We start from the raw sequence: 23,425 nt of genomic DNA, 5'->3' as shown, positions 1-23,425 counted from the left end.
CCCGTGTGCCCCAGAGCGAATCCACCATGCACTTTGCCCCTGCCGAGCAAGCCAGGCGTTTCCTGGCCGACAACCCCGATATCGACCTGATCGAACTGTTCATCCTCGACGCCAACGGCGTCCCCCGCGGCAAGCTGCTGCATCGCGAGGAACTGCTGGCGGTGTTCGACAGCGGCCGCCCGCTGCCCAGCACCATCCTCGGCCTGACCCTCAACGGCGATGATGTGGAAGACTCCGGTCTGGTCTGGGACGTCGGCGACATCGACTGCCGTGCCTATCCGCTGGATGGCAGCCTGGTGCGCCTGCCCTGGCGCCGGGTGCCGACCGCCGCCGTGCAGGTCAGCATGCACCCCAGCGAAGGCCTGCCGGCCAGCGTCGCCGATCCGCGCCATGTGCTGCTGCGGGTGATCGATGCCCTCAAGGCCGATGGCTTCCACCCGGTGATGGCTTGCGAGCTGGAGTTCTACCTGCTCGACCAGCAGCGCGACGCCCAAGGCCGGCCGCAGCCGGCGCTGGACAGCGACGGCGGCCGCCCGCGCGGTACCCAGGTCTATGGCTTGCGCGAGCTGGAGCAGATCGAACCGTTCCTTGCCGATCTGTATGCTGCTTGCAAGGCTCAGGACATCCCGGTGCGCACGGCGATCTCCGAGTACGCCCCGGGGCAGGTGGAAATTACCCTGGAGCACGGCGATGCGCTCCAGGCCATGGACCAGGCCGTGCGCTACAAGCGCCTGGTCAAGGGCATTGCCAATGCCCATGGCATGCAGGCCTGCTTCATGGCCAAGCCGTTCGCGCAACTGGCCGGTACCGGCATGCACATGCACCTGAGCCTGGCGGACGCCGCAGGCAACAACCTGTTCGCCAGCGAAGACAAGGCCGGCACCCCACTGTTGCGCCAGGCGGTGGCCGGCATGCTGCGCCACCTGCGTGAGTCGCAGCTGTTGTTCTGCCCCAACGCCAACTCGTTCCGCCGCTTCCAGGCCAACAGCTATGCCCCGCTGGCGCCGACCTGGGGCGTGGACAACCGCACCGTCAGCCTGCGCGTGCCCGGCGGCCCGGCCAACAGCCGGCATGTGGAGCACCGCATCTGCGGCGCCGACGCCAACCCCTACCTGGCCGCCGCCGCGATACTTGCTGCCACGCACCAGGGCATCCGCGAACAGCTCGATCCCGGCGCGCCAGTCGAAGGCAACGGCTATGCCCAGGCCAGCGAGTACCTGCCCACCGACTGGCTGACTGCCCTGGAAGCCCTGGAGCAGTCGGCCTGGGCCAGGGAGGCGCTGGGCGAGGCCTTCCTCGGCGTGTACCTGAAGGTCAAGCGTGCCGAGTACCGCCAGTTCATGGCCGAGGTCGGCGAACAGGACTGGCGCTGGTACCTGCATCAGGCCTGACAGACGAACTACAACAAGGAACACCCATGAACGCAGCACTGAACAACGGGCCGGCCCAACGCGCGCCGTCCTACTACAGCGCCACCCTCAATGACGCGACCGAATACCCCCCACTCAAGGGCACGGTGCAGGTGGACGTGGCGATCATCGGCGGCGGCTTCACCGGCGTGGCCACTGCGGTGGAGCTGGCCGAACGTGGCCTGAAGGTAGCCATCGTCGAGACCAACCGCATCGGCTGGGGCGCCAGCGGGCGCAACGGTGGCCAGGTCACCGGCAGCCTGTCGGGCGACGAGGCCATGCGCACGCAGATGCGCGACCGTCTGGGCGCCGAGGTGGACGACTTCATCTGGCACCTGCGCTGGAGCGGCCACCAGATCATCGAACAGCGGGTCGAGCGCTACGGCATCCAGTGCGACCTCAAGCATGGCCACCTGCACGCGGCGATGAAACCGTCGCACATGACCGAACTGCGCGCCTTCGAGGCCGAAGCCCAGCGCCGCGGCATGGGCGACCTGGTGCAATTGCTCGACCGCGACGCCATGCAACAGCACCTGCAGAGCCCGCTGTACCTTGGCGCCTTGAAGAACCGCCGCAACCTGCACCTGCATCCGCTCAACCTGTGCCTGGGCGAGGCCCGCGCCGCCCATGGCCTCGGCGCGCTGGTGTTCGAGAATTCCGAAGTGCTGGAGATCATCCACGGCCCTCGTCCGGCCGTGGTCACGGCCCAGGGACGGATCGAGGCACGCCAGGTGATGCTGGCCGGCGACGTCTACCACAAGCTGGAAAAACGCCAGCTCAAGGGCAAGATCTTCCCGGCCATGGGCGGCATCGTCACCACCGCGCCACTGGGCGACCTGGCCGAGCAGATCAACCCGCAGGACCTGGCGGTGTACGACTGCCGCTTCGTTCTCGACTACTACCGCCTGACCGCCGACAAACGCCTGCTGTTCGGCGGCGGCGCCAACTACTCCGGGCGCGACTCACGAGATATCGAAGGCGAACTGCGTCCGTGCATCGAGCGTACCTTCCCGGCGCTCAAGGGCGTGCCGATCGAATTCCAGTGGAGCTGCGCGATGGGCATCGTGGTCAACCGCATCCCGCAACTGGGCAAGCTGTCGGACAACGTCTGGTACTGCCAGGGGTACTCCGGGCACGGCATCGCCACCAGCCACATCATGGGCGAGATCATGGCCGAGGCACTGACGGGGACGCTGGGGAATTTCGATACCTTTGCGGCGTGCAAGCACATCAAGGTGCCGATGGGAGACTTGCTGGGGAATCCGCTGCTGGCGGCAGGGATGTGGTACTACCAGATGCTGGAAAAGTTGCGCTGAGTTTCATATCGCCAACGTGGGAGCGGGCTTGCCCCGCTCCCACGCTTCAATCCCAGAGCAGACTGCGGATCAGGCGATCTTCTTCAGGCCCTGCTTTTTCAGCTCTTCGTCACGCAACTCGCGGCGCAGGATCTTGCCAACGTTGGTAGTCGGCAGCGCATCGCGGAACTCGATGGCCTTGGGCACCTTGTAGCCGGTGACGTTGGCACGCATGTGCTCCATGACCTGTTCCTTGGTAAGCGTCATGCCAGGCTTGACCACGATGAACACCTTGATCACCTCGCCAGACTTCTCGTCCGGGACACCGATGGCCGCGCACTGCAACACACCTGGCAGCGTGGCAAGCACATCTTCGAGCTCGTTGGGGTACACGTTGAAGCCGGACACCAGGATCATGTCCTTCTTGCGATCGACGATGCGCATGTAGCCATCAGGCTGGATCAAGGCAATGTCACCGGTTTTCAACCAGCCATTGCTGTCGATGATCTCGGCGGTGGCATCGTCCCGCTGCCAGTAGCCCTTCATCACCTGCGGCCCCTTGATACACAGCTCGCCCACCTCGCCCAGGGGTAGTTCCTGGCCGTTGTCGTCGATGATCTTGCACAGGGTGGACGGCACCGGGATACCGATGGTGCCCACCTGGTTGGCCGAGGTCGGGTTGACTGCCGCCACCGGGCTGGTCTCGGTCATGCCGTAACCTTCGCAGATGGCACAACCAGTCACCGCCTTCCAGCGCTCGGCCACGCTCATCTGCAGCGCCATGCCACCGGACAGGGTGATCTTCAGCGCCGAGAAATCGAGGTTGCGGAAAGTCTCGTTGTTGCACAGGGCGACAAACAGCGTGTTGAGGCCGATGAAGCCGCTGAACTTCCACTTGCCCAGTTCCTTGACCATCGCCGGCAGGTCGCGCGGGTTGCTGATCAGCACGTTGTGGTTGCCGATCAGCATCATGGCCATGCAATGGAAGGTAAAGGCGTAGATGTGGTACAGCGGCAGCGGAGTGATGAGGATCTCGCAACCTTCGTGCAGGTTCGAGCCCATCAGCGCACGGCACTGCAGCATGTTGGCCACCAGGTTGCGATGGGTGAGCATCGCGCCCTTGGCCACGCCGGTGGTACCGCCGGTGTACTGCAGCACGGCGACGTCGCCGGGCTGCGGGTTGGCCTCGGTGACCGCGCCGCCCTTGCCCAGCGCCAGCGCGTCGTTGAAGCGCACCGCGCCCGGCAGGTGGTAGGCCGGCACCATTTTCTTCACGTACTTGATGACGCTGTTGATCAGCAGGCGCTTGAGTGGTGGCAACAGGTCGGCCACTTCGGTGACAATGACGTGCTTGACCTGGGTCTTGGGCACCACCTTTTCCGCCAGGTGCGCCATGTTGGCCAGGCACACCAACGCCTTGGCGCCGGAGTCGTTGAACTGGTGCTCCAGCTCCCGCGCAGTGTACAGCGGGTTGGTGTTGACCACGATCAGCCCGGCACGCATGGCGCCGAAGACGGCGACAGGGTACTGCAGGACATTGGGCAACTGGACCGCGATGCGGTCACCCGGCTTCAGGTCGGTATGCTGCTGCAGCCAGGCGGCGAAGGCACCGGACAACGTGTACAGCTCGCCGTAGGTGATGGTCTTGCCCAGGTTGCTAAAGGCAGGTTTGTCGGCAAAGCGTTGGCAGGATTGCTTGAGTACCGCCTGGATATTGGGGAATTCGTCAGGATTGATGTCCGCCGTGACCCCGGCTGGGTACTTATCCTTCCAAAAATGTTCGATCATGGAAGCCCGCTCCTTCAGCAACAGCGAATTCGGTACGCGTCGATGCGCTTATTATTGATATGAGAGGACGGCTCATTGCAAACCGGATCCTCTGAAAGCGCGCCGAGAGTAACAGCTTTGCAAGGGGTCGCCTAGAGGCCGGAATGGGCCGACAGGTCACAAAAATGACTCAATGAACAATACAGGTCATTTTTAGAGTAATTATACAAAATGTCGCGAAAGCGCCTGAAAATCTCGATCTAGATAGGTTTTACAGGCGCTGGCTTGCCCCTTGATGGCGTCTTGCCTGGCAATGGCCTTCACCCAGGCTCACGCGATCATGGGACAAACCCGCTCCTGCTATCAGGCAATATCACGCAGTTCCCGACGCAGGATCTTGCCCACCGGGGTCATCGGCAGCGAATCGCGCAGCACGATGTGCTTGGGCACCTTGTAACCGGTGAAATTGCTCTTGCAGAACGCCTTGAGCTCATCGACGCTCACCCCGCCCGCACGCGGCACCACGAACAGCTTCACCGCTTCGCCGGTGCGCTCGTCCGGCACGCCGATCACCGCGCAGCTGGCCACCTGCGGATGGCCCATCACCACGTCCTCGATCTCGTTGGGATACACGTTGAAGCCCGAGACGATGATCATGTCTTTCTTGCGGTCGACGATCCGCGTGTAGCCGTCCGGGTCGATGATCGCGATGTCGCCGGTCTTCAGCCAGCCTTCGCTGTCCAGCACCTGGGCGGTAGCCTCAGGCTGCTGCCAATAGCCCTTCATCACCTGCGGCCCCTTGATGCACAACTCGCCACGCTCGCCCAACGGTTGTTCGTGACCGTCATCGTCGATCACCTTGAACCCCGTGCCAGGCACCGGGATCCCCACCGTTCCCAGGCGCGCCAGCTGGCCATAGGGGTTGGTGCTGGCCGCTGGCGAGGTCTCGGTCAGGCCGTAGCCTTCGACGATGCGGCAACCCGTGAGCGCCTCCCAGCGCTCGGCGGTGGCCTTGACCAGCGCGGTGCCGCCGGAATTGGTGATCTTCAGCGCGGAGAAATCCAGCGACTTGAACCCCGGGTTGTCCATCAGCGCGACGAACAGGGTATTCAGGCCTACCAGCGCCGAGAACCGCCACTTGCCCAGTTCCTTGATGAACCCCGGAATGTCGCGGGGGTTGGTGATCAGCACGTTGTGATTGCCGGTTACCATCATGCACATGCAGTTCGCGGTAAAGGCATAGATGTGGTACAGCGGCAGCGGCGCGATCATCACCTCCTGCCCTTGCTTGATCAGCGGCTGGCCATCGGGCCCGTGCTGGCCGAAACAGGCCAGGACCTGAAGCATGTTGGCCACCAGGTTGCCGTGGGTGAGCATGGCCCCCTTGGCCAGGCCCGTGGTCCCGCCGGTGTACTGCAGCACCGCGACATCGTCGAGCGTCTGCGCCACTGGTTGGTGGTTGAGCCGTTGCCCCTGGCGCAGGACGTGCTTGAACGAGACCGCCTGGGGCAGCCGATAGGCGGGGACCATCTTCTTCAGCTTGTCGACCACGGTGTTGATCAGCCAACCCTTGGCCGCCGGCAGCAAGTCGCCCATCTTCGCTTCGATCAGGTACTCGATGCCGGTGTCGGGCAGCACCTCCTGCACACGCTTGCCGAACATGTTCAGGTACACCAACGCGCGGGCGCCGGAGTCCTTGAACTGATGGCGCATCTCGCGCTCGGTGTACAACGGGTTGGTGTTGACCACCACCAGCCCGGCGCGCAAGGCGCCGAACACGGCGATCGGGTATTGCAGGACGTTGGGCATCTGCACCGCGATGCGGTCGCCCGGCGCCAGGTCGGTGTGCTGCTGCAACCAGGCGGCGAAAGCCGCCGAGTAGCGTTCGAGGTCCGCGTAGCTCAGGGTGACGCCAAGGTTGCTGTATGCCGGCCGGTCGGCGAAGCGCTTGCAGGAGCGTTCGAACACGTCGACGACTGACGTATAGGCATTCATGTCAATGGTGGAAGGCACGCCCGCCGGGCGCTTGTCGTTCCAGAAATCGGCTTGCATTTATTGTTGTTCCTCTACCGGGACGTCCCTGACCTGATCGCCTGATGGCAAAAAGGTGTTCAGCCGACGTTAGCAGCTCTGTCGAGGGTGGCAAATACGCCAAGTGCCGCCATTAACATTGTGAATCTCTTTTCTACCCTTCCTGCAATCGAGCGCTTTGCGCATACACTGTTGGCGAACCTTTGCGCGCAAGGACCCGCCATGCCCCATGACGCCTTCTGGCTCCCCGCCAGCGAGCATTGCAGTCTTTATGTTCATCAATGGCTGCCCGCCACGCCGGTCAAGGCCGTGGTGTTGCTGGCCCACGGCATGGCCGAGCATGCCGGGCGCTACCAGCGCCTGGGGCATGCCCTCAACGCTGCCGGCTACGGGCTGCTCGCCCCCGACCTGCGCGGGCATGGCCGTACCGCCGAGCTGGGCAGCCTGGGCCTGTTCGCCCGCCTTAATGGCTGGAATGCCGTGGTCAACGACCTGGGCCTGTTGGCCCAGCACGTCGGCCAGCAGTTCCCGGGCACCCCGCTGTTCCTGTTCGGCCACAGCATGGGCAGCTACATCGCCCAGGCCTACCTGCTGCACCACAGCGCCAGCCTGCAAGGCGCGATCCTCAGCGGTTCGAACTTCCAGCCGGTGGCACTGTACCGGTCCGCGCGCCTGATCGCCCGGTTCGAAGCCTGGCGCCAAGGCCCCCTGGGCAAGAGCGCGCTGATCGACTGGCTGTCGTTCGGCTCGTTCAACAAGGCCTTCAAACCCAACCGCACGGCATTTGACTGGCTCAGCCGAGATGCCGGGGAAGTGGACAAGTACATCGCCGACCCGTTGTGCGGCTTCCGTTGCAGCAACCAGCTGTGGCTCGACCTGCTGCAGGGGCTGGCGCAGATCAGCCAGCCCAGGCATCTCGGGCAGATCGACCCAAACCTGCCTATTTTGGTAATCGGCGGCGAATGTGATCCGGTGAGTGCCGGCAAGCGTCTCACCCATCTGGCCGACGCCCTGCGCGCGACCGGCAACCGTCATGTACAGTTGCGCATCTACCCCGGCGCACGCCACGAAGTGCTCAACGAAACCCATCGCGACGAGGTCACCGCCGAGATCATCGGCTGGCTGGACCAGGCGCTGGCCCTTGGCCGCCCTGCCCGCAGTGAATGATCGGCCACCTCGCCCGCACCAGAAGGAAGCCTCGATGACCCAGGTCACCAACACCCCTTACGAAGCCCTCGAAGTCGGCCAGAAAGCTGAGTACAAGAAGTCTGTCGAAGAGCGCGACATCCAGCTGTTCGCCGCCATGTCCGGCGACCACAACCCGGTGCACCTGGACGCCGAGTTCGCCGCCAAGAGCATGTTCCGCGAGCGCATCGCCCATGGCATGTTCAGTGGCGCGCTGATCAGCGCCGCGGTGGCCTGCACCTTGCCTGGCCCGGGCACCATCTACCTGGGCCAGCAGATGAGCTTCCAGAAGCCGGTGAAGATCGGGGACGAATTGACCGTGCGCCTGGAAATTCTCGAGAAGCTGCCCAAGTTCAAGGTGCGCATCGCCACCAATGTGTACAACCAGAACGATGAGCTGGTCGTCAGTGGCGAGGCCGAGATCCTCGCGCCGCGCAAGCAGCAGACGGTCGAGCTGGTCAGCCCGCCGAACTTTGTCGCCAGCTGATTCACCACGCCGGCCATCGCGGGCACGCTGGCGATAGCTCAGCCCAGTTCGCGTAAGCGCCGTTCTATATGCCGCCGTTCCGGCCCCTGGCGGGTAAGCGTCAGCGCTTGCCGCCAGGCATCCCGGGCCTGATCGAGGTTGCCCAGCTGCCGGTGCAGTTCGGCGCGCGCGGCATGGGCCAGGTGATAATCACCCAGCTCGCCCCGCTGCAGGATTGCCTCCACCGCCTGCAACCCCACCTGGGCGCCGTCCCGCCTGGCCAGCGCCGCCGCCCGGTTCAGCTCCACCACCGCTGATGGCCAGTGACGCTGCAGCACATCGTACAGGCCGATGATCTCGTCCCAATCCGTGGCCTCGGCGCTGGGCGCTTCGGCATGCACCGCGGCTATGGCCGCCTGCACGGTATACGGCCCGAAGTCGCGACTGCGCAGTGCCTGCTGGACCAGCTGGCTGCCCTCGTCGATCTGCCCGCGATCCCACAGGCTGCGATCCTGCTCATCCAGCAGCACCAGCTCACCCTGGGCATCGCTGCGAGCCCGCTGCCGCGATGCCTGCAGCAGCATCAACGCCAAGAGCCCGTGCACTTCGGCATCGGGCAGCAACTGGGCCACCAGGCGCCCCAGGCGGATCGCCTCATCGGTCAGCTCGCGGGTGGTGACATCTTCGCCCGCCGAGGCCGAATAGCCTTCGTTGAATACCAGGTAGATGACCCGCAGCACGCTTTCCAGGCGCTCGGGCAGCTCGCTCAGCTCCGGCACCTGATAGGGAATCTTCGCATCGCGGATCTTGGCCTTGGCACGCACGATGCGTTGGGCGATGGTGGCCGGGCTTTGCAGGAAGGCACGGGCGATCTGCTCGGTGGTCAGGTCACACACCTCGCGCAGGGTCAACGGCACCTGGGCGTCGGAAGCCAGCGCCGGGTGACAGCAGGTGAAGATCAGCCGCAGTCGGTCATCGGCCAGCAACGTCTGCTCGCCCGGATCGTCCGCTTCGCGTTCGAGCAACATGATCAGGTCGGCCTGGGAGCGGTCGAAGCGGGCACGCCGGCGCAGGGCATCGATGGCCTTGAAGCGGCCGACAGACACCAGCCAAGCCCGCGGGTTGTCCGGGATACCATCACGCTGCCAGCGCTGCACGGCAATGAAGAAGGCATCGTGCATGGCCTCCTCGGCCAGGTCGAAGTCCCCCAGCAGGCGGATGAGGGTCGCCAGGATCCGCCGCGAATCGCGGCGGTAGACAGCCTCCACCTCCTGGCGGACTTGCGCTTCCCCCACCATCAATCGGGCTTTCCCTGCTGACTCATGCGGCTTTTCTCCCGTTGCGTCAGGGTTGCAGTTCACGCACCGGCCGAACCTCGACGCTGCCCACCCGGGCTGCCGGGATGCCCTTGGCGATGTTCAGCGCCTCGTTAAGGTCACGGGCGTCGACCAGGTAGAAACCGGCCAGTTGCTCCTTGGTTTCGGCGAACGGGCCATCGGTCAGGCTCATGCGCCCGGCGCGTACACGTACCGTGGTGGCCGTCTGCACAGGCTTGAGCGCCTCGGCGGCGAGCATGCGCCCGCTGCCCTGGATGGATTCGGCGTAGGCCATGCATTCGGCGTCTTCGGGGCTGTCGGGCAGGCTGTGCAACAGCGCTTCATCACAATAGACCAGGCACAGGTATTTCATGATCGTCTCCAGCGGGTCGGCTCGGTGCGGTGGGCGATGAGCGGTATCAGGGCTTGAGGTCGAACAAGGCTTTTTGCGTTTCCATGTCGAACGGCGCCGACCAATGCTCGTGGATCACTTGCCATTGGCCGCCGCTGCGCCGATAGCCGACCGTGGCGCGCATGAAGCCGCACTGGCTTTCGTCGTCGCCCGGGCCACAGCGGTTGAGCCAATGAGCCAGGGCCAGGTCGCCGTCGGCGTATACCTTCAGCTCTGCCAGTTCGAAGACCATCGGCCCCGTGCACATGCCCATGCACATTTCCCAGTGTGCGCGGTAGGCGGCCTTGCCCTTGAACTGCAGGGCCTGGATGGCATCGAAGGCGAGAATGTCGTCGGCATAGGGTGCCACGATACGGTCCACGTCGCGCTCGCGCACGGCCTGCATCCACTGCTCGATCAGTTGACGAAGTTCAGTCTCGGCTGCGCTGTTCATCGGTGCTTCCTCCCAGCGTTCAACAATGATTGGCGCCGGTGCATTCCGGCGCCTTCACCCATGGTCGAACGGGAAAATGGAGAATCGACAACCCGATGAGAAAAAACAGTCAGCGGCACAGAACAGCCCGAATGATCAGGCCGGTACTGCCAGGATGAATTCGCGGTAACCGGAAAGCACCACGTAACCTGCGAAATAGCAGAAGATCGCCGCCGACAACAGGTACGACCAGGTCAGCAGGCGATCACCAAGCAGCCGCCCGCCATGACTGGCGATACCGCACAACGAGACACACCAGAGTAGCCCTGCGGCAAAGAAGCCACCGAGGAACAGGCCCGCATCCAGCGCGCTGCCGGCGCCGGAGCGGGAGATCAGCACGCCGCCGACTGCGGCGAACCAGAGAATCGCGCTGGGCGATGACATGGCCAGGAAGATACCGCGCAGGAATTCGCGCCAGCCCGATTCGATCACTACCTGGCCACGCGACTCCAGGTGCCCGCCGCGCCACGCCGCCAGCAGCATCTTCACCGCGAACCATGCCAATAACGCGGAGCCCCCCAGCCACAACGTCCAGCGCACGCTTTCGAACTGCAGCAAAACGGTCATGCCGGCCAGGGCCGCAATGGCGTAGATGAGATCGCCGACGCAGGTCCCCAGCCCAAGCCAGAAGCCCTGAAGAAACCCCCGCTGCATGGCCAGGGTAATCATGGCGATGTTGGCCACGCCGATGTCCAGGCACAGGGACAGGCTGAGGAGGAAACCATTGGAAAAGGGCATGGCAGGCTCGACTGCGGATGAAAGTCAGCGATTGAACCTGAATGCCCCCTGGCGGTACAGGAGGAATTTGCAGGTCAGGCCATCGCTGCCTGCTCGAAGACCTCGTCGGCCCATTGGTTCAGGCTCTTGCCGGCAACCCTGGCGGCAAGGCTGGCAGCAGCGTGCACTTCTGGGCGGATGCGCAACATGACCTTGCCCGAGGCCGGTTTTTCGGGGGTGACGCCCTGTTCGGCGCAATCGGCCAGGTAGTCGTCGAGTGCCTCACGGAACGCCTCGTGCAACGCAGGCACGGCGCTGGCGTGGAAGCTGATGATGTCCCGCAGGCCGAGCACGCGGCCGACGAAAATATCGTCACGCGCGTCGTACTCGATGCGGGCGGCATACCCTTTGTATCGCATGCAGCTCATGGTCGGACTCCCGCCCGCAGCAGGAACTCGCGGGCCTCTTCTATCTGATATCGCCTGGCTTCCTTGCCAGGATGGGGGCGATGGCAGCGCCAACACGGCTCGCCCAACAGCATCTTGACCCTGGAACCCTGCCGCTCCAGCACCTGGCCGCCAAGATGCAGCACCAGAGCCTCGATTTCGGCGAACGGCAATGTGGGTGTGGTCGGAGCTCTGAAGATGCTGTCCAGAATCTTGCGATATCGAGTGTTCATCGGAAAATGCTATCAAATAAAGATAGCATCTCCTTTCAACACTTTCATACAGGATCTTGCGTACCCATCAACACCTGCGCATAGCGCCCGCGATCCACGTTCGCGCCACTGAGCACCACCGCCACCCGCTTGCCGGCCTGACGCCCACGCTCCTGCATCAGTGCAGCCAGGGCGGCGGCACCGGCACCTTCGGCGGTGTTGTGGGTGGTTTCGTGGTAGAGGCGCATGGCTTCGGCGATCTCCTCGTCGCTCACCCGCACGATGCGCGCGGCATTCTCGCGTACCATCGCAAAGGCGTCGGGATGTGGCACGCGGCAGGCCATGCCATCGGCGAAGGTATCGGCGCTGGCGGTGGTGACAATGCGGCCCTGCTCGAAGCTCTGGGCATAAGCGTCTGCCGCAGTGGATACCACGCCGATGATCTCGGTGGACAGGCCCAGCAGGTTGCGCGCCTGAATCAACCCACAGATGCCCGACCCCATGCCGATCGGCACGTACACGCAATCCAGGTCGGCCACCGCCTCGAACAGCTCCAGAGCATAGGTGGCCACGCCACGCACCAGCTCCGGATCGAACGAGGGAACCATGGCAAAGCCCCGCGCCTCGGCCAGGCGCGCCGCCTCTTCCCGGGCCACGTCGAAGTCCACGCCATGCTCCACCAGCTCCGCACCCAAGGCGCGCATGGCGGCATTCTTCTCCCGCGAATTGCCTTCCGGCACCACGATCACCAGTGGCAAACCGGCCTGGCGCGCCGCCAGGGCCATGCTCTGGCCGTGATTGCCACGGGTGGCGGTAACCAGGCCACGGGGGACTGCACCACTGGCCAACAGCGAGCGGACATAGACCAGCCCGCCGCGCACCTTGAAGGCCCCCGTAGGCGCATGGTTCTCGTGCTTGACCCACAGCTGGCATCCCAGCCGCTCGGCCAGCAGCGGCCAGGCGTGCTGTGGGGTCGGCGGCACGTGCTGGTGAACGAAAGCGGCGGCTTCGCGCAGGGCGGGCAAGTCGAACATGGCGAACGTCCTTCATCGGTATGGGCTTGAACCGATCCTAAGCGCCGGGCATTGTATGGGTCCAAATAAATATTGCATGGGTAGCAATTTCGTGTGGATTCCGAGCCTCCCGGCCAACGACCAGCCGCGCTACCAGGCACTGGTCGAGGCCATCGCCAACGCCATCGAACAGGGTGAACTGAAGGTCGGTGAACGCCTGCCCCCGCAACGCCGCCTCGCCTGGGCGCTGGGCCTGAACCCGAGCACCACGCAGCAGGCCTACCGAGAAGCAGCGGCGCGGCACCTGGTGTCCGGGGAGGTGGGACGCGGCACCTATGTGCTGGCCAGCAGCAAGGAAGCGACGCTGTTTCGCCTCAAGCAACCCAGCCGCCAGCACCCAGTGATCGACCTGTCGACCAATGTGCCGGTGGCCGATCCCTGCAATCTCGACCTCGAGCACAGCCTACGCAGTCTGCTCGAACAGGGCGATACCACCCTGCTCGACCATTACCTGGGGCCCGAGCAGTTGCTGCTGGGGCGGATCGAGGGGGCGCGCTGGCTGGGCAACCGCGGTCTGGACCTGGCGCCAGAGGACGTGCTGCTTTGCGGTGGCGCCCAGCAGGCGCTGACCCTCGTGTTGCAGTCGTTGTGCCAGGCGGGCGAGCCAGTGATGGTCGAGGCGTTGACCGCTCCGGGCATCAAGGCGGCCTGTCGCCAGTTGCGCCTGCCCGTGCACGGCGTGGCCCTGGATGAGCAAGGCCTGCTCCCGGACGAACTGGACCGTGTGGTCCGCGCGAGCGGCGCGCGGGTATTGGTCACCACCCCTACCCTGCACAACCCGACCGGGGCGTGCATGGGCGAAGCCCGACGCCTGGCGCTGGCGCAAGTCGCCAGGCGCCACCAACTGCTGGTCATCGAGGATGACGTGTATGGCGCCTTGACCGACCGGCCACCACTCTACCCCTTGCTCGAAGGCCGTGGCGTGCTGATCAGCAGCCTGTCCAAGACCGTCGCCGCCGGCTTGCGCCTGGGCTGGATCGTGGCCCGGCCAGCATTGCTGGAGCAGATCGATCCCTTTGCCCAGGCCACCCACTGGTCGGTGTCACCGCTGAACCTGCGCATCGCCTGCCAATGGATCGCGGATGGCACTGCCGCCCGGCGGCTGGCCTGGCAACGGGAGGAACTGGGCGAACGTTGGCGGCTGGCGCGGACGGTGCTGGACGAGGCGCTGCCAGCCGATGGCGTACCGTCGCCCCACATCTGGTTGACCACGCCTGGAGAAGCCCAAGCGCTGGTTGCGCGGTGTCGGGCACAGGGGGTTGAGATCGTGCCGGCCAGCGTATTCGCGGTGGGCACCGACAGCGTAAGGGCCGTGCGAATCAGCCTGTCGGCGGCCCACAGCCGGGCGCAATTGAAGCAAGGACTGGAACTGGTGGGAGCGGGCCTGACCCGCGATTGCACTTGATACTCGGCTGAACGCCATCGCGGGGCAAGCCCGCTCCCACGAGCCTTGTCTCGGCCACGCTGCTCAATTAAGCCGGCAACCCTCACCCAATGCACGGTACTGGAGGGTGTGGACCTGCCCTTGATGATCCTCGTAGGTCATGGTGGCGGGCACCACTTCACAGACGTTGGGGATCGTCGACAGGCTGATCACGCGCTTGATGTCGAGGTTGGTGGAATAATCGTACTGCTCGACCACGGGCTGGGTGTCTGCGGTCTTGGCCTGGTCCGCGAAGGCGAACGGGGACATACCGACCAATGCAAGAATCAGTAAGGCTTTCATGGGTGTCGACCTTGATGGCTATCAAGCTGATCGCGTGACTTCTGACGCCGTCAATGGCCCGGAGAAGTTGTCATCAACTGCGAAGATGACACGAAGTACCGATCCCGCTTTATCGTACTGCCGGGGGGATGAATGAAAGTCTACTCCCCGCCTGAAATAGTTGAACCCCGGAGTCGGACATTCACCCTTGCCGCATTTGCAACAATCTGCGACAAAGCACCGATGAATTCCTGCCTGAGATAGCCACACTGCGTGAACCAAGCATGCTCCCCCTGACCTGCACTCGCCTTCCCCCAACCCAGCGGCGCCTGCTGGACCACTTCTATCGCCAACACGGCTCGCGCATGCGCGCTGCCGGTGAAGGCGAGCAATGGGTGGCGCGTGCCGCAGAAATCATCGGTGGGATGAACCTGACGCCCATCGGTGGCGATCACTGGCTGACCGGCCTGTTCGTCGCCCCGAAGTGGCGCGGCCAGCAGATCGCATCCCGGTTGATAGACGCGGCGCTGACCGAAAGCAACACGGCGACCTGGCTTTTCTGCCACCCGGACCTGGCGCCTTTCTACCAGCGCCTGGCCTTCACCCCGGCAACCACCCTGCCCGAGGCCCTGGCCTCACGCCTGGCCCGCTACCAGCGCAGCAAGGCCCTGCTGGCGATGAGGCGGGGTCAGTCGTCGGCCACGTCGAGCCCGGGGAACAGCACGTCGGTATAGCCGAACTTGCTGAAGTCCTGGATGCGCGAAGGATACAAACGGCCGATCAGGTGGTCGCACTCATGCTGCACCACCCGGGCGTGGAAGCCATCGGCAAAGCGGTTGATCGGGTTGCCCTGCGGATCGATGCCCGAATAACTGATGTGCTTGTAGCGCGGCACCACGCCACGCAGGCCGGGCACCGACAGGCAACCCTCCCAGCCGTCCTCGACCTCCGTGGCCAGCGGCGTGATCACCGGGTTGAGCAGGATGGTGCGTGGCACCGGCTCGGCGTCCGGGTAACGCTCGCTGCGCTCGAAGCCGAAGATCACCAGTTGCAGGTCAATGCCAATCTGCGGCGCGGCCAAGCCGACACCGCCGACATGAGCCATGGTCTCGAACATGTCGTCGATCAGTTGCGCAAGCTCCGGGCTGCCGATCATGTGCTCGGGAACCGGCGGGGCGATGCGCAGCAGGCGTTCATCGCCCATCTTGAGAATGTCGCGGATCATCAGGTATTCGGCTCGCGGGTCTGGGGTTCGGGTGTCACCGGGTGCTCATGGCCGAGCACGGTGATGGTCTGTTGCGGGTTGTCCTGCTCGAATTCCTTTTCGCCTGGGTTCTTGCCCTCGGCCGACATGTGCTCGATCACCGCGTTCATCTCGGCACCCAGCAGCAGCACCGCGGCAGAGATGTAGAAGTACAGCAACAGCACGATGATCGCCCCGATACTGCCATACATGGCGTTGTAGTCGGCAAAGGTCTTCACGTAGTAGGCAAAGCCCAGCGAGGCGACGATCCACACCACCACCGCCAGCACCGAACCTGGGGTGATGAACCGGAATTTCTGCTTCACATCGGGCATCACGTAGTAGATCAGCGCCACCGCCACCATCATCAGAATGATGATCGCCGGCCAGCGCAGGATGGTCCAGACGATGACGACCGCCTCCTCCAGCCCGACCTGTGAAGCGATCCACTCCATCACCTGCGGCCCCAGCACCATCAGCGCCGCCGCTGCCAGGAGCATGCCGGCGATGCCGACGGTATAGATGACCGAAAGCGGAATGCGTTTCCACACCGGCCGCCCCTCCGGCACGTCGTAGGCCGCGTTCATCGCGCTCATCATCAGGCGCACGCCCGCCGAGGCAGTCCACAAGGCAATCACGATACCCACCGACAGCAGCCCGCCCTTGGACTGCTGCAACTGGTCGATCACCGGGTTGACCTGCTCCAGGGCCTGGGGCGGCAGCACCAGTTCCGACTGCAGGCGCAGCCAGGAGAAGAAGTCCGGCAGATGCAGGAAACCAATCAGGGCGATCAGGAACAGCAAGAAGGGGAACAGCGAGAACAGCATCTGGTAGGCCAGCGCGGAGGCATAGGTGGACATCTCGTCATCGAGAAACTCCTTGACGGTGCGCACCAACACGCGATGCAGGGGCAGGCCGCGCAGGTCGGGGAAAATCATAGCGTCTCCTTTCGCCGCTTGATCGGAATGGCAATGCTGCAAGTCTAATAGACCAGGCGGCGGGCGTGCTGTTCGCTTGTACCTTGCGCACAGTCCAAAGCAAGCGCGGGGCAAGCCCGCCCCCATCTTGCGGAAGCGGGCATGCCCCGCGGCCAGGCTGCGGCGATCAAGGTTTCTTCACGGCATCCTTGACCTTGCCCACGGCCTGTTGCGCCTCGCCTTTCAGTTCCTGGGCCTTGCCCTCGGCGCGCAGCTTGTCATTGTCGGTTACCTTGCCGACGCCCTGCTTGATATTGCCCACGGCCTCGTTGGCCAGGCCCTTCGCTTTGTCCTTGGTGCCACTCATGGGATGTCTCCTCGGGGGAAAGACACGGGAAATCGTGTCGACATCTGATCGACCCAAGGCCATTGGCCAGAGTTTCAATTCATTTGCACCCTGTCAGCCAAACGGCAATTGGCTCGGCTCGATACGCTTGCACGGTTCAGGTTCGGTGATTTCGGGGAAGCGGGCTTGCCCCGCGATAAGCCCCACCCCACAATGGCAGGCCTTACTCGCGTCAACCCGCAGGAACCTGCATGAAACTCGACAAACCCACCGCCATCGCTCGCCGTAACGAGGCGCTGGCCAAGCCGGTACTCACCAGTGCCAACACCCTGTTCGCCATTCTCGACACCAAGCGCAACCTGTGGTGGTTCGAAGTGCCGGTTGCACTGCTGCGCAAGGGCCAGCCCGACTGGGTCAACCTGCTGCTGCACACCCCCGAGAACGACGGGCTGCAGCATCTGAAGGTGCCCACCAACTTCCTCAAGGCTCATCAGGAACAGATGGAAGTACGCAACCCCGGCAAGCGCCGTTCGACCATCAGCCTGGCCCTGAGCGCCGACCGCGACTCACTGCTGCGCGACACCCGCCCAGGTGGCGAGCAGCTGGACTTCAGCGCCTTCGTGCAGGCCTGATCAGGCCCGCTCGATCCGATCGTCATGGATGACGATGCGGCCCTGCTTGAACAACGCGCCGATGGCTTTCTTGAAGTTGCCCTTGCTCACGTTGAACATCTGGCTGATCACCGCCGGGTCGCTCTTGTCACACACCGGCAGCACACCGCCATTGGCCTCAAGGCGCTGCATGATCTGCTCGTGCAGACTGTCGGCCAAGGCCTGGCCCACCGGCTGCAGGCTCAGGGCGATCTTGCCATCACCCCGTACTTCCTTGATGAAGCCCTTCTCGTGCATCCCCGAACGCAGGAACTTGAATACCTCGTTCTTGTGGATCAGGCCCCAGTGGCGGTTGTTGATGATCGCCTTGAAGCCCATCGGCGTCTCGCCGGCCACCAGCAGTTCGACCGGCTGGCCGACGCTGTAGTCCACCGGGGTGCGGTCCAGGTAACGGTCCAGCTTGGCGGTGGCGGTAATACGCCGGGTGCGCTTGTCCAGGTAGGCATGGACCACGCAGTAATCGCCGATCTTCAGTTGCCGCGACTCTTCCGAGTAGGGCATCAACAGGTCCTTGGACAGGCCCCAGTCAAGGAAGATGCCCGCGCCGTTGATGTCCTTGACCTTGAGGCTGGCGAATTCGCCCACCTGCATTTTCGGCTTTTCGGTGGTGGCGATCAGCTGGTCTTCGCTGTCCAGGTAGATGAACACGTTGAGCCAATCGTCCAGCTCCAGCTCGGCATCCTTGGGGAAGTAGCGCCGCGGCAGGAGGATTTCGCCATCGGCGCCGCCGTCCAGGTACAGGCCGAACTCCACGTGTTTCACGATTTGCAAACTGTTGTAACGCCCAAGCAGAGCCATTTCCGAAGATCCTCAAGACAAGGCGGCTATTCTAACACCTGACCCGCCCGGCCGCCCGAGCGCACATTCGCCGGAACCGTCGGGCCCACCGTGCGTCTACCGCCTGGCCAGCCCAGCAAGGATTCGCTCATGCCCCTTCGCCTGCCCAAAGCCCTGCTCATGCTCATCGGCTTCGCCCTGGCACTGACGGCCTGCAGCCGCATCGACCTGGCCTACCGCAACCTCGATCGCCTGGTGCCGTGGTCGCTGGGCGACTACCTGGACATGAACCGCGAGCAGAAGCAGTTGCTCGACAAACGGCTCAAAACGCACCTGGCCTGGCACTGCAAGACCCAACTGCCCGGCTACCTCGACTGGCTCGACCGGGTGCAACTGATGGTCGCCAACGACGCGGTCACCGATGAAAACCTGCGCCAACGCACGGTGGAGGCGCGCCAGGCCATTGGCCGGGTCACCGAAGCGATAACCCCCTCTGCCGCGGAACTGCTCAAGGGCATGAATGACAACCAGGTAGCGGAAATGCGCGAGGCTTTTCGCAAGGACATCGACAAACGCCAGAAGGAGTACGTCGACACACCATTGGCCAAGCAGGTCGAGAACCGTGCCGCGCGCATGCGCAAGCGCCTCGAGCCCTGGCTGGGCGAGCTCGATGCCGAGCAACGGCTGCGGGTGATGAGCTGGTCGCAGGCCCTGGGTGACCAGAACCGGCAGTGGATAGCCAACCGCGCCCACTGGCAGCAGCAACTGGTGCTGGCGATGGACCAGCGCGCCAGCCCAAGCTTCGAGCCCAGGTTGGCGCAGTTGCTGCAGCGCAAGGAAAGCCTGTGGACACCGGAGTACCGCCAGGCATTCCAGAACACCGAGCGCCAGGCACGCAGCCTGCTGGTGGATCTGCTGAAACAGAGCAGCCCGGCCCAGCGGCAATTCCTGCAGCAGCGGCTGAGCAAGATGCGCGCGGACTTCAGCGAGCTCAAGTGCCTCAAGGGGTGAAAAGCTAGGCTCTGTACGAAAAGTCTTGAGACGCAGGTCAGGCAAGGCGAAAACAGCCGAGGAAGCGCAGTGTACTGGAGTACATGAGCATTCCGAGGCTGTTTTCAACGCAGCATGAACAAGTATCAAGGCTTTTCGTACAGAGCCTAAGGCCTAACGCGCCTTGCGCCGATAAGGGAACACATCGATCACCTTTCCCGCCCGGATCGCCTCCTGCAGGCCTTTCCAGTAATCGGCGTCGTACAGTTCGCCATGCAAGCGGCTGAACAAGCGGCGCTGGCCGATGTCGGCGAACAGAAATGGCGGAAACTCTTCGGGGAACACGTCGTGCGGCCCGATCGAGTACCACGGCTCGCCGGACATCTCGTCCTCCGGATAGCGCGGCGGCGGGATATGACGGAAGTTGACCTCGGTGAGGTAGCTGATCTCGTCGTAGTCGTAGAACACCACCCGGCCATGACGGGTGACGCCGAAGTTCTTCAGCAGCATGTCGCCGGGGAAGATGTTCGCCGCCGCCAATTGCTTGATCGCCAGCCCATAGTCTTCCAGCGCCTCCAGCACCTGGGCTTCGCTGGCCTGCTCGAGGTACAGGTTGAGCGGGGTCATGCGCCGTTCGGTCCAGCAGTGGCGGATCAGCACTGTGTCGCCCTCAAGCGCCACGGTGGAGGGGGCCACCTCTAGCAGTTCCGCCAGGCAGTCGGGATCGAACTTGCCCTGGGGAAAGCGAAAGTCGGCGAACTCCTGGGTATCGGCCATGCGCCCGACGCGGTCGACGCTTTTCACCAGGCGGTATTTCTCGATCACCGTGGCCCGGTCGACAGTCTTGGACGGCGAGAAGCGGTCCTTGATGATCTTGAACACAGTGTTGAAGCCCGGCAGGGTGAACACGCTCATGACCATGCCGCGCACGCCCGGGGCCATGACAAAGCGGTCGTCGCTGTTGGCCAGGTGGTTGATCAGCGCCCGGTAGAACTCCGACTTGCCATGTTTGTAGAACCCGATCGAGGTGTACAGCTCGGCGATGTGCTTGCCCGGCAGGATGCGCTTGAGAAAGTTGACGAACTCCGCCGGCACCGGCACATCGACCATGAAGTACGAACGGGTGAAGGAGAAGATGATCGACACCTCCGCCTCGTCGGTAATCAAGGCGTCGGCCTCGATGCCATGCCCCTCGCGGTGCAGCAGCGGGATCACCAGTGGCCACTGCTCGTCGGGGGTGTACAGGCGACCGACCAGGTAAGCGCCCTTGTTGCGGTAGAGCACCGGGGTGAACAGTTCCACGGTCAGGGCCGGATCCTTGCACACCCAGTCGGGCAGGCATTCGCGCAATTGATCCTCCAGGCGCGCGATATCGCCTTCCCGGTCGCCATACGGCACGTCGAACGCATAGTCGGCGAAGATCGCTCGCAACAAGCCTTTGAGACCGTCCTGCAGCGTATAGGTGCGCGTCTGCGCTGCCCGCTCATGGCCGCGCATCGACGGCCGGGTGGTGTGGATGAACATGCAGCCGTCGCTGATCAGGTCATGGCTGAACAGGCTGCAGAACAACGAGTTGTACCAGGTCTCGGACAGCTCGTCGTCCAGCCGCGGGTCGATCAGGCGAATGTAGGCGTTCTTGACCAGCGGCCACTGCTCGACGTCGAGCAGCACCGCGGTGTCGAAGCGCTGGCGCAGCCAACCGTTGACCTCGGCGACTTTCTCTTCATACAGATTGATGCGCGCCGCCGCGGCGTGCTGGATATCCTGCCAGCGCGCCTGTTCGAAGCGCTCGCGGGCGCCGAGGGTGATACGGCGAAAGTGCTCGCGGTAGTCGTCGAAGCCATCGAGGATCATCCGGGCGATGTCGACGGCGGGCCAGGCTGGGGTCATGCGCGTGCCTCTATGCAATGGTCACCGAGAGAGCTTAGTCGGATACGAGCCCTGTGGGAGCCGGCTTGCCGGCGATGAAGCCCGTGAGGCGGCCGCGGATTCACACAGCAAGAAAGCACAAGAATCCCTCGCTCGCCCTGACGTACACTCGCGCCCTGCCCTACCGCCGGAGACCACCGTGAGCCCCATCGCCCTCGCCCGCCTGCTGACCCTTGCCGCTGTCTGGGGCGCCAGCTTCCTGTTCATGCGCATCATTGCCCCCGAGCTGGGTACCGTGCCGACCGCCTTCTTCCGCGTGTCGATCGCCTGCCTGGGACTGATCGCCATCCTCGCCGCCGCCCGCGTGCGCTGGGACTTCGAGGGCAAGCTGGGCGCCTGCCTGGTGCTGGGCATGATCAACTCCGGCATTCCGGCCACGTTCTATTCCGTGGCGGCGCAGGTGCTGCCGGCCGGCTATTCGGCGATCTTCAACGCCACCACGCCGCTGATGGGCGTGCTGATCGGCGCCTTGTTCTTCCGCGAAGCCATGACCCTGCCCAAGCTCTGCGGGATCTTCCTCGGGCTGTTCGGTGTCGGCATCCTCAGCGGTGCCGGCCCGGTGGCGCTGGACATGGCCCTGGTGCAAGGCGCACTGGCCTGCCTGGCGGCCACCACCTGCTACGGCTTCGCGGGCTTCCTGGCAAGGCGCTGGGTCGGCACGCTGGACAGCCGTCTGTCGGCGCTGGGCAGCATGCTCGGCGCCACCTTGCTGCTCAGCCCGCTGTTCGCCTGGAGCGCGCTGACCCAGCCGCCGGCCAGCTGGGGCGGCTGGCAGGTATGGCTGTCGCTCCTGGGCCTGGGGCTGCTGTGCACGGCGTTCGCCTACATCCTGTACTTCCGCCTGCTGAACGAAATCGGGCCGGTCAAGGCCAGTACCGTGACCTTCCTGATCCCGGTGTTCGGCGTGCTGTGGGGGGCGTGGCTGCTGGATGAGCCGCTGTCGATGGCGCACCTGTATGGCGGTCTGCTGATTGGTGCGGCGCTATGGTTGGTGCTGCGCCCGGCACGGCGCTGAAAAAAGGAGCGGGCTTGCCCCGCTCCCAACGCTAGTTGACTCAGGCCTCGGCCGTGCGCAAGGCAGGTTTACGGAACACGAACAGCAAGCCGATCACGATCAGTCCCATCCCCAGCAGACTGAGGGGCGCCAGGCGGTTGCCGAAGATGATGAAATCCATCACCGCCGTGACCGCCGGCACCAGGTAGAACAGGCTGGTGACATTGACCAGGTTGCCCCTTGCGATCAGCCGGTACAGCAGCAGCGTGGCCAGCAGCGAAACCACCAGCCCCATCCACAGCAGCGCCGCGAGGAAACTGGCGTTCCACTGGACGTGCAGCGGCTGCAACGGCGCGAACACCGCGCACATTGCAAAGCCCGCCATGTATTGCAAGGGCAAGGTGCCCATGGGGTTGTCGGTAATGCGTTTCTGCAGGATCGAGCCCAAGGTCATGCTGGCCAGCGCCAGCAGGGCGAACAGCATCCCGGCGAGAGATACCCCACCCAGGTTGATACCCTGGTAGACCACCATCACCAGGCCGCCCAGGCCAAGCCCCAGGCCGAACAATCGGCTCCAGGACCGCTGACGCTCCATCAGCACCACGGTCAGGATCGGTTGCACGCCCATGACCGTGGCCATGATGCCGGGAGTAACGTGGGTGTTCAGCGCCAGCAGGTAGAAGATCTGGTAGGCACCGAGCAATACGCAGCCGGTCCCCAGGGCGCGAACAATGCCGCCCCGGGTACGTGGCCAACGTAATCCGAGCAACGGACCGATCAACAGCAGGCCGAACAGCGCCAGGGCCGAACGCAGCAGCAGGAAGGCGAAGGGGCTGGCCTGGGCCAGGCCAAGCTTGGAGACGATCGCCCCGCTGCTCCACAGCAGGACGAACAGGCTGGTCGTGGCCGCCGAGGCCACGGATGCTTTGTTGAGGACAGACATGTATTGCCACCTGTATACGGGCAAATGAGCCGTACGGAGGGCCTATCGCGACTTGCGGGGATAGCCGACCGTGTTCAGTAGGTTGCGAGTGCGGTGGGGAGCGGCCAGC

General features: G+C 64.0%; 25 protein-coding genes. 9 read left to right on the top strand and 16 right to left on the bottom strand.

What is annotated here, in order from left to right; all coding sequences use genetic code 11:
* Positions 1 to 26: 26 nt before the first annotated feature.
* Positions 27 to 1,391, top strand: a complete 1,365-nt coding sequence (locus tag AC3WL2_RS02690) for a glutamine synthetase family protein (RefSeq protein WP_102684405.1) — start codon at positions 27 to 29, stop codon at positions 1,389 to 1,391.
* Between the two features lie 26 nt (positions 1,392 to 1,417).
* Entirely contained in the window at positions 1,418 to 2,725 is a 1,308-nt protein-coding gene (locus AC3WL2_RS02685; protein ID WP_102684404.1) for an NAD(P)/FAD-dependent oxidoreductase, read from the top strand.
* A gap of 69 nt (positions 2,726 to 2,794) precedes the next feature.
* Here the strand turns inward: AC3WL2_RS02685 and fadD1 are convergent, their stop codons facing one another.
* Positions 2,795 to 4,492 carry a long-chain-fatty-acid--CoA ligase FadD1 gene (gene fadD1, locus AC3WL2_RS02680; RefSeq protein WP_102684403.1) on the bottom strand — a complete coding sequence of 566 codons (1,698 nt, stop codon included), beginning with the start codon at positions 4,490 to 4,492 and terminating at the stop codon, positions 2,795 to 2,797.
* Positions 4,493 to 4,834: 342 nt separating this feature from the next.
* Positions 4,835 to 6,523 (bottom strand): long-chain-fatty-acid--CoA ligase FadD2, encoded by a 1,689-nt coding sequence (gene fadD2 / locus AC3WL2_RS02675; RefSeq protein ID WP_102684402.1) that lies wholly within the window; start codon positions 6,521 to 6,523, stop codon positions 4,835 to 4,837.
* Between the two features lie 201 nt (positions 6,524 to 6,724).
* Between fadD2 and AC3WL2_RS02670 the strand changes: the two genes are divergently transcribed.
* Together AC3WL2_RS02670 and AC3WL2_RS02665 are read left to right on the top strand one after the other, a co-directional pair.
* Positions 6,725 to 7,669: an alpha/beta hydrolase gene (locus AC3WL2_RS02670; RefSeq protein WP_102684401.1), complete on the top strand. Its 945-nt coding sequence runs from the start codon at positions 6,725 to 6,727 to the stop codon at positions 7,667 to 7,669.
* 34 nt (positions 7,670 to 7,703) lie between these two features.
* Positions 7,704 to 8,174, top strand: a complete 471-nt coding sequence (locus tag AC3WL2_RS02665) for a MaoC family dehydratase (protein WP_023631542.1) — start codon at positions 7,704 to 7,706, stop codon at positions 8,172 to 8,174.
* 38 nt (positions 8,175 to 8,212) lie between these two features.
* On the opposite strand, the gene AC3WL2_RS02660 is transcribed toward AC3WL2_RS02665, so the two are convergent.
* From AC3WL2_RS02660 to AC3WL2_RS02630, 7 genes are all read right to left on the bottom strand, one after another.
* Positions 8,213 to 9,451 carry an RNA polymerase sigma factor gene (locus AC3WL2_RS02660; RefSeq protein WP_102684400.1) on the bottom strand — a complete coding sequence of 413 codons (1,239 nt, stop codon included), beginning with the start codon at positions 9,449 to 9,451 and terminating at the stop codon, positions 8,213 to 8,215.
* Positions 9,452 to 9,497: 46 nt separating this feature from the next.
* The gene (locus tag AC3WL2_RS02655; protein ID WP_023631072.1) at positions 9,498 to 9,842 is read right to left on the bottom strand and encodes a YciI family protein; all 345 of its coding nucleotides are present in this window, start codon (positions 9,840 to 9,842) and stop codon (positions 9,498 to 9,500) included.
* A 46-nt stretch (positions 9,843 to 9,888) separates the two neighbouring features.
* A complete protein-coding gene (locus AC3WL2_RS02650; protein ID WP_023631071.1) occupies positions 9,889 to 10,314 on the bottom strand; it encodes a YybH family protein in 426 nt (141 codons plus the stop codon).
* Between the two features lie 135 nt (positions 10,315 to 10,449).
* Positions 10,450 to 11,091, bottom strand: a complete 642-nt coding sequence (locus AC3WL2_RS02645) for a LysE family translocator (RefSeq protein WP_102684399.1) — start codon at positions 11,089 to 11,091, stop codon at positions 10,450 to 10,452.
* Between the two features lie 74 nt (positions 11,092 to 11,165).
* Entirely contained in the window at positions 11,166 to 11,498 is a 333-nt protein-coding gene (locus tag AC3WL2_RS02640) for a type II toxin-antitoxin system HicB family antitoxin (protein ID WP_023631069.1), read from the bottom strand.
* The gene (locus AC3WL2_RS02635) at positions 11,495 to 11,749 is read right to left on the bottom strand and encodes a type II toxin-antitoxin system HicA family toxin (protein WP_102684398.1); all 255 of its coding nucleotides are present in this window, start codon (positions 11,747 to 11,749) and stop codon (positions 11,495 to 11,497) included. The genes AC3WL2_RS02640 and AC3WL2_RS02635 overlap by 4 nt, the downstream gene beginning before the upstream one ends.
* Before the next feature lie 44 nt (positions 11,750 to 11,793).
* Positions 11,794 to 12,762 (bottom strand): threonine dehydratase, encoded by a 969-nt coding sequence (locus AC3WL2_RS02630; protein WP_102684397.1) that lies wholly within the window; start codon positions 12,760 to 12,762, stop codon positions 11,794 to 11,796.
* 76 nt (positions 12,763 to 12,838) lie between these two features.
* Here AC3WL2_RS02630 and AC3WL2_RS02625 point away from each other — a divergent pair, with 76 nt between their 5' ends.
* Positions 12,839 to 14,206: an aminotransferase-like domain-containing protein gene (locus tag AC3WL2_RS02625; RefSeq protein ID WP_219730438.1), complete on the top strand. Its 1,368-nt coding sequence runs from the start codon at positions 12,839 to 12,841 to the stop codon at positions 14,204 to 14,206.
* Between the two features lie 63 nt (positions 14,207 to 14,269).
* On the opposite strand, the gene AC3WL2_RS02620 is transcribed toward AC3WL2_RS02625, so the two are convergent.
* The gene (locus tag AC3WL2_RS02620; RefSeq protein ID WP_023629531.1) at positions 14,270 to 14,527 is read right to left on the bottom strand and encodes a DUF2790 domain-containing protein; all 258 of its coding nucleotides are present in this window, start codon (positions 14,525 to 14,527) and stop codon (positions 14,270 to 14,272) included.
* A 263-nt stretch (positions 14,528 to 14,790) separates the two neighbouring features.
* Here AC3WL2_RS02620 and AC3WL2_RS02615 point away from each other — a divergent pair, with 263 nt between their 5' ends.
* Positions 14,791 to 15,240 carry a GNAT family N-acetyltransferase gene (locus tag AC3WL2_RS02615; protein ID WP_256582496.1) on the top strand — a complete coding sequence of 150 codons (450 nt, stop codon included), beginning with the start codon at positions 14,791 to 14,793 and terminating at the stop codon, positions 15,238 to 15,240.
* Here AC3WL2_RS02615 and def read toward each other — a convergent pair.
* From def to AC3WL2_RS02600, 3 genes are all read right to left on the bottom strand, one after another.
* On the bottom strand, positions 15,195 to 15,731 hold the full coding sequence (def, locus tag AC3WL2_RS02610) for a peptide deformylase (protein WP_102684396.1): 537 nt from the start codon (positions 15,729 to 15,731) through the stop codon (positions 15,195 to 15,197). The two genes, AC3WL2_RS02615 and def, sit on opposite strands and share 46 nt — an antisense overlap.
* A complete protein-coding gene (locus tag AC3WL2_RS02605) occupies positions 15,731 to 16,687 on the bottom strand; it encodes a YihY/virulence factor BrkB family protein (protein ID WP_102684395.1) in 957 nt (318 codons plus the stop codon). Before AC3WL2_RS02605 ends, def begins: the two co-directional genes overlap by 1 nt.
* A 166-nt stretch (positions 16,688 to 16,853) precedes the next feature.
* On the bottom strand, positions 16,854 to 17,033 hold the full coding sequence (locus AC3WL2_RS02600) for a CsbD family protein (RefSeq protein WP_023629533.1): 180 nt from the start codon (positions 17,031 to 17,033) through the stop codon (positions 16,854 to 16,856).
* A gap of 230 nt (positions 17,034 to 17,263) precedes the next feature.
* Between AC3WL2_RS02600 and AC3WL2_RS02595 the strand changes: the two genes are divergently transcribed.
* Positions 17,264 to 17,644: a hypothetical protein gene (locus AC3WL2_RS02595; RefSeq protein WP_102684394.1), complete on the top strand. Its 381-nt coding sequence runs from the start codon at positions 17,264 to 17,266 to the stop codon at positions 17,642 to 17,644.
* Here the strand turns inward: AC3WL2_RS02595 and AC3WL2_RS02590 are convergent, their stop codons facing one another.
* The gene (locus AC3WL2_RS02590; RefSeq protein ID WP_102684393.1) at positions 17,645 to 18,481 is read right to left on the bottom strand and encodes a CvfB family protein; all 837 of its coding nucleotides are present in this window, start codon (positions 18,479 to 18,481) and stop codon (positions 17,645 to 17,647) included. It lies immediately after the preceding gene.
* Positions 18,482 to 18,610: 129 nt separating this feature from the next.
* Here AC3WL2_RS02590 and AC3WL2_RS02585 point away from each other — a divergent pair, with 129 nt between their 5' ends.
* A complete protein-coding gene (locus AC3WL2_RS02585) occupies positions 18,611 to 19,471 on the top strand; it encodes a DUF6279 family lipoprotein (protein WP_102684392.1) in 861 nt (286 codons plus the stop codon).
* A gap of 153 nt (positions 19,472 to 19,624) precedes the next feature.
* Here AC3WL2_RS02585 and aceK read toward each other — a convergent pair whose 3' ends face one another.
* Positions 19,625 to 21,340, bottom strand: a complete 1,716-nt coding sequence (aceK, locus tag AC3WL2_RS02580) for a bifunctional isocitrate dehydrogenase kinase/phosphatase (RefSeq protein ID WP_102684391.1) — start codon at positions 21,338 to 21,340, stop codon at positions 19,625 to 19,627.
* Between the two features lie 178 nt (positions 21,341 to 21,518).
* Between aceK and AC3WL2_RS02575 the strand changes: the two genes are divergently transcribed.
* The gene (locus AC3WL2_RS02575; protein ID WP_102684390.1) at positions 21,519 to 22,394 is read left to right on the top strand and encodes a DMT family transporter; all 876 of its coding nucleotides are present in this window, start codon (positions 21,519 to 21,521) and stop codon (positions 22,392 to 22,394) included.
* 40 nt (positions 22,395 to 22,434) lie between these two features.
* Here the strand turns inward: AC3WL2_RS02575 and AC3WL2_RS02570 are convergent, their stop codons facing one another.
* Positions 22,435 to 23,316: a DMT family transporter gene (locus AC3WL2_RS02570; protein WP_102684389.1), complete on the bottom strand. Its 882-nt coding sequence runs from the start codon at positions 23,314 to 23,316 to the stop codon at positions 22,435 to 22,437.
* Positions 23,317 to 23,425: the final 109 nt, after the last annotated feature.

Source organism: Pseudomonas sp. FW305-96, assembly GCF_058783825.1.
Note: the sequence above shows the minus strand (reverse complement) of the source record. Positions and strands in the feature narration are given on the sequence as shown.

Bases quoted from the DNA above. Each gene is read 5' to 3' on its own strand.
- AC3WL2_RS02690 (WP_102684405.1), top strand. From the start codon at position 27: ATGCACTTTGCCCCTGCCGAGCAAGCCAGGCGTTTCCTGGCCGACAAC.
- AC3WL2_RS02685 (WP_102684404.1), top strand. From the start codon at position 1,418: ATGAACGCAGCACTGAACAACGGGCCGGCCCAACGCGCGCCGTCCTAC.
- fadD1 (WP_102684403.1), bottom strand. From the start codon at position 4,492: ATGATCGAACATTTTTGGAAGGATAAGTACCCAGCCGGGGTCACGGCG.
- fadD2 (WP_102684402.1), bottom strand. From the start codon at position 6,523: ATGCAAGCCGATTTCTGGAACGACAAGCGCCCGGCGGGCGTGCCTTCC.
- AC3WL2_RS02670 (WP_102684401.1), top strand. From the start codon at position 6,725: ATGCCCCATGACGCCTTCTGGCTCCCCGCCAGCGAGCATTGCAGTCTT.
- AC3WL2_RS02665 (WP_023631542.1), top strand. From the start codon at position 7,704: ATGACCCAGGTCACCAACACCCCTTACGAAGCCCTCGAAGTCGGCCAG.
- AC3WL2_RS02660 (WP_102684400.1), bottom strand. From the start codon at position 9,451: ATGGTGGGGGAAGCGCAAGTCCGCCAGGAGGTGGAGGCTGTCTACCGC.
- AC3WL2_RS02655 (WP_023631072.1), bottom strand. From the start codon at position 9,842: ATGAAATACCTGTGCCTGGTCTATTGTGATGAAGCGCTGTTGCACAGC.
- AC3WL2_RS02650 (WP_023631071.1), bottom strand. From the start codon at position 10,314: ATGAACAGCGCAGCCGAGACTGAACTTCGTCAACTGATCGAGCAGTGG.
- AC3WL2_RS02645 (WP_102684399.1), bottom strand. From the start codon at position 11,091: ATGCCCTTTTCCAATGGTTTCCTCCTCAGCCTGTCCCTGTGCCTGGAC.
- AC3WL2_RS02640 (WP_023631069.1), bottom strand. From the start codon at position 11,498: ATGAGCTGCATGCGATACAAAGGGTATGCCGCCCGCATCGAGTACGAC.
- AC3WL2_RS02635 (WP_102684398.1), bottom strand. From the start codon at position 11,749: ATGAACACTCGATATCGCAAGATTCTGGACAGCATCTTCAGAGCTCCG.
- AC3WL2_RS02630 (WP_102684397.1), bottom strand. From the start codon at position 12,762: ATGTTCGACTTGCCCGCCCTGCGCGAAGCCGCCGCTTTCGTTCACCAG.
- AC3WL2_RS02625 (WP_219730438.1), top strand. From the start codon at position 12,839: ATGGGTAGCAATTTCGTGTGGATTCCGAGCCTCCCGGCCAACGACCAG.
- AC3WL2_RS02620 (WP_023629531.1), bottom strand. From the start codon at position 14,527: ATGAAAGCCTTACTGATTCTTGCATTGGTCGGTATGTCCCCGTTCGCC.
- AC3WL2_RS02615 (WP_256582496.1), top strand. From the start codon at position 14,791: ATGCTCCCCCTGACCTGCACTCGCCTTCCCCCAACCCAGCGGCGCCTG.
- def (WP_102684396.1), bottom strand. From the start codon at position 15,731: ATGATCCGCGACATTCTCAAGATGGGCGATGAACGCCTGCTGCGCATC.
- AC3WL2_RS02605 (WP_102684395.1), bottom strand. From the start codon at position 16,687: ATGATTTTCCCCGACCTGCGCGGCCTGCCCCTGCATCGCGTGTTGGTG.
- AC3WL2_RS02600 (WP_023629533.1), bottom strand. From the start codon at position 17,033: ATGAGTGGCACCAAGGACAAAGCGAAGGGCCTGGCCAACGAGGCCGTG.
- AC3WL2_RS02595 (WP_102684394.1), top strand. From the start codon at position 17,264: ATGAAACTCGACAAACCCACCGCCATCGCTCGCCGTAACGAGGCGCTG.
- AC3WL2_RS02590 (WP_102684393.1), bottom strand. From the start codon at position 18,481: ATGGCTCTGCTTGGGCGTTACAACAGTTTGCAAATCGTGAAACACGTG.
- AC3WL2_RS02585 (WP_102684392.1), top strand. From the start codon at position 18,611: ATGCCCCTTCGCCTGCCCAAAGCCCTGCTCATGCTCATCGGCTTCGCC.
- aceK (WP_102684391.1), bottom strand. From the start codon at position 21,340: ATGACCCCAGCCTGGCCCGCCGTCGACATCGCCCGGATGATCCTCGAT.
- AC3WL2_RS02570 (WP_102684389.1), bottom strand. From the start codon at position 23,316: ATGTCTGTCCTCAACAAAGCATCCGTGGCCTCGGCGGCCACGACCAGC.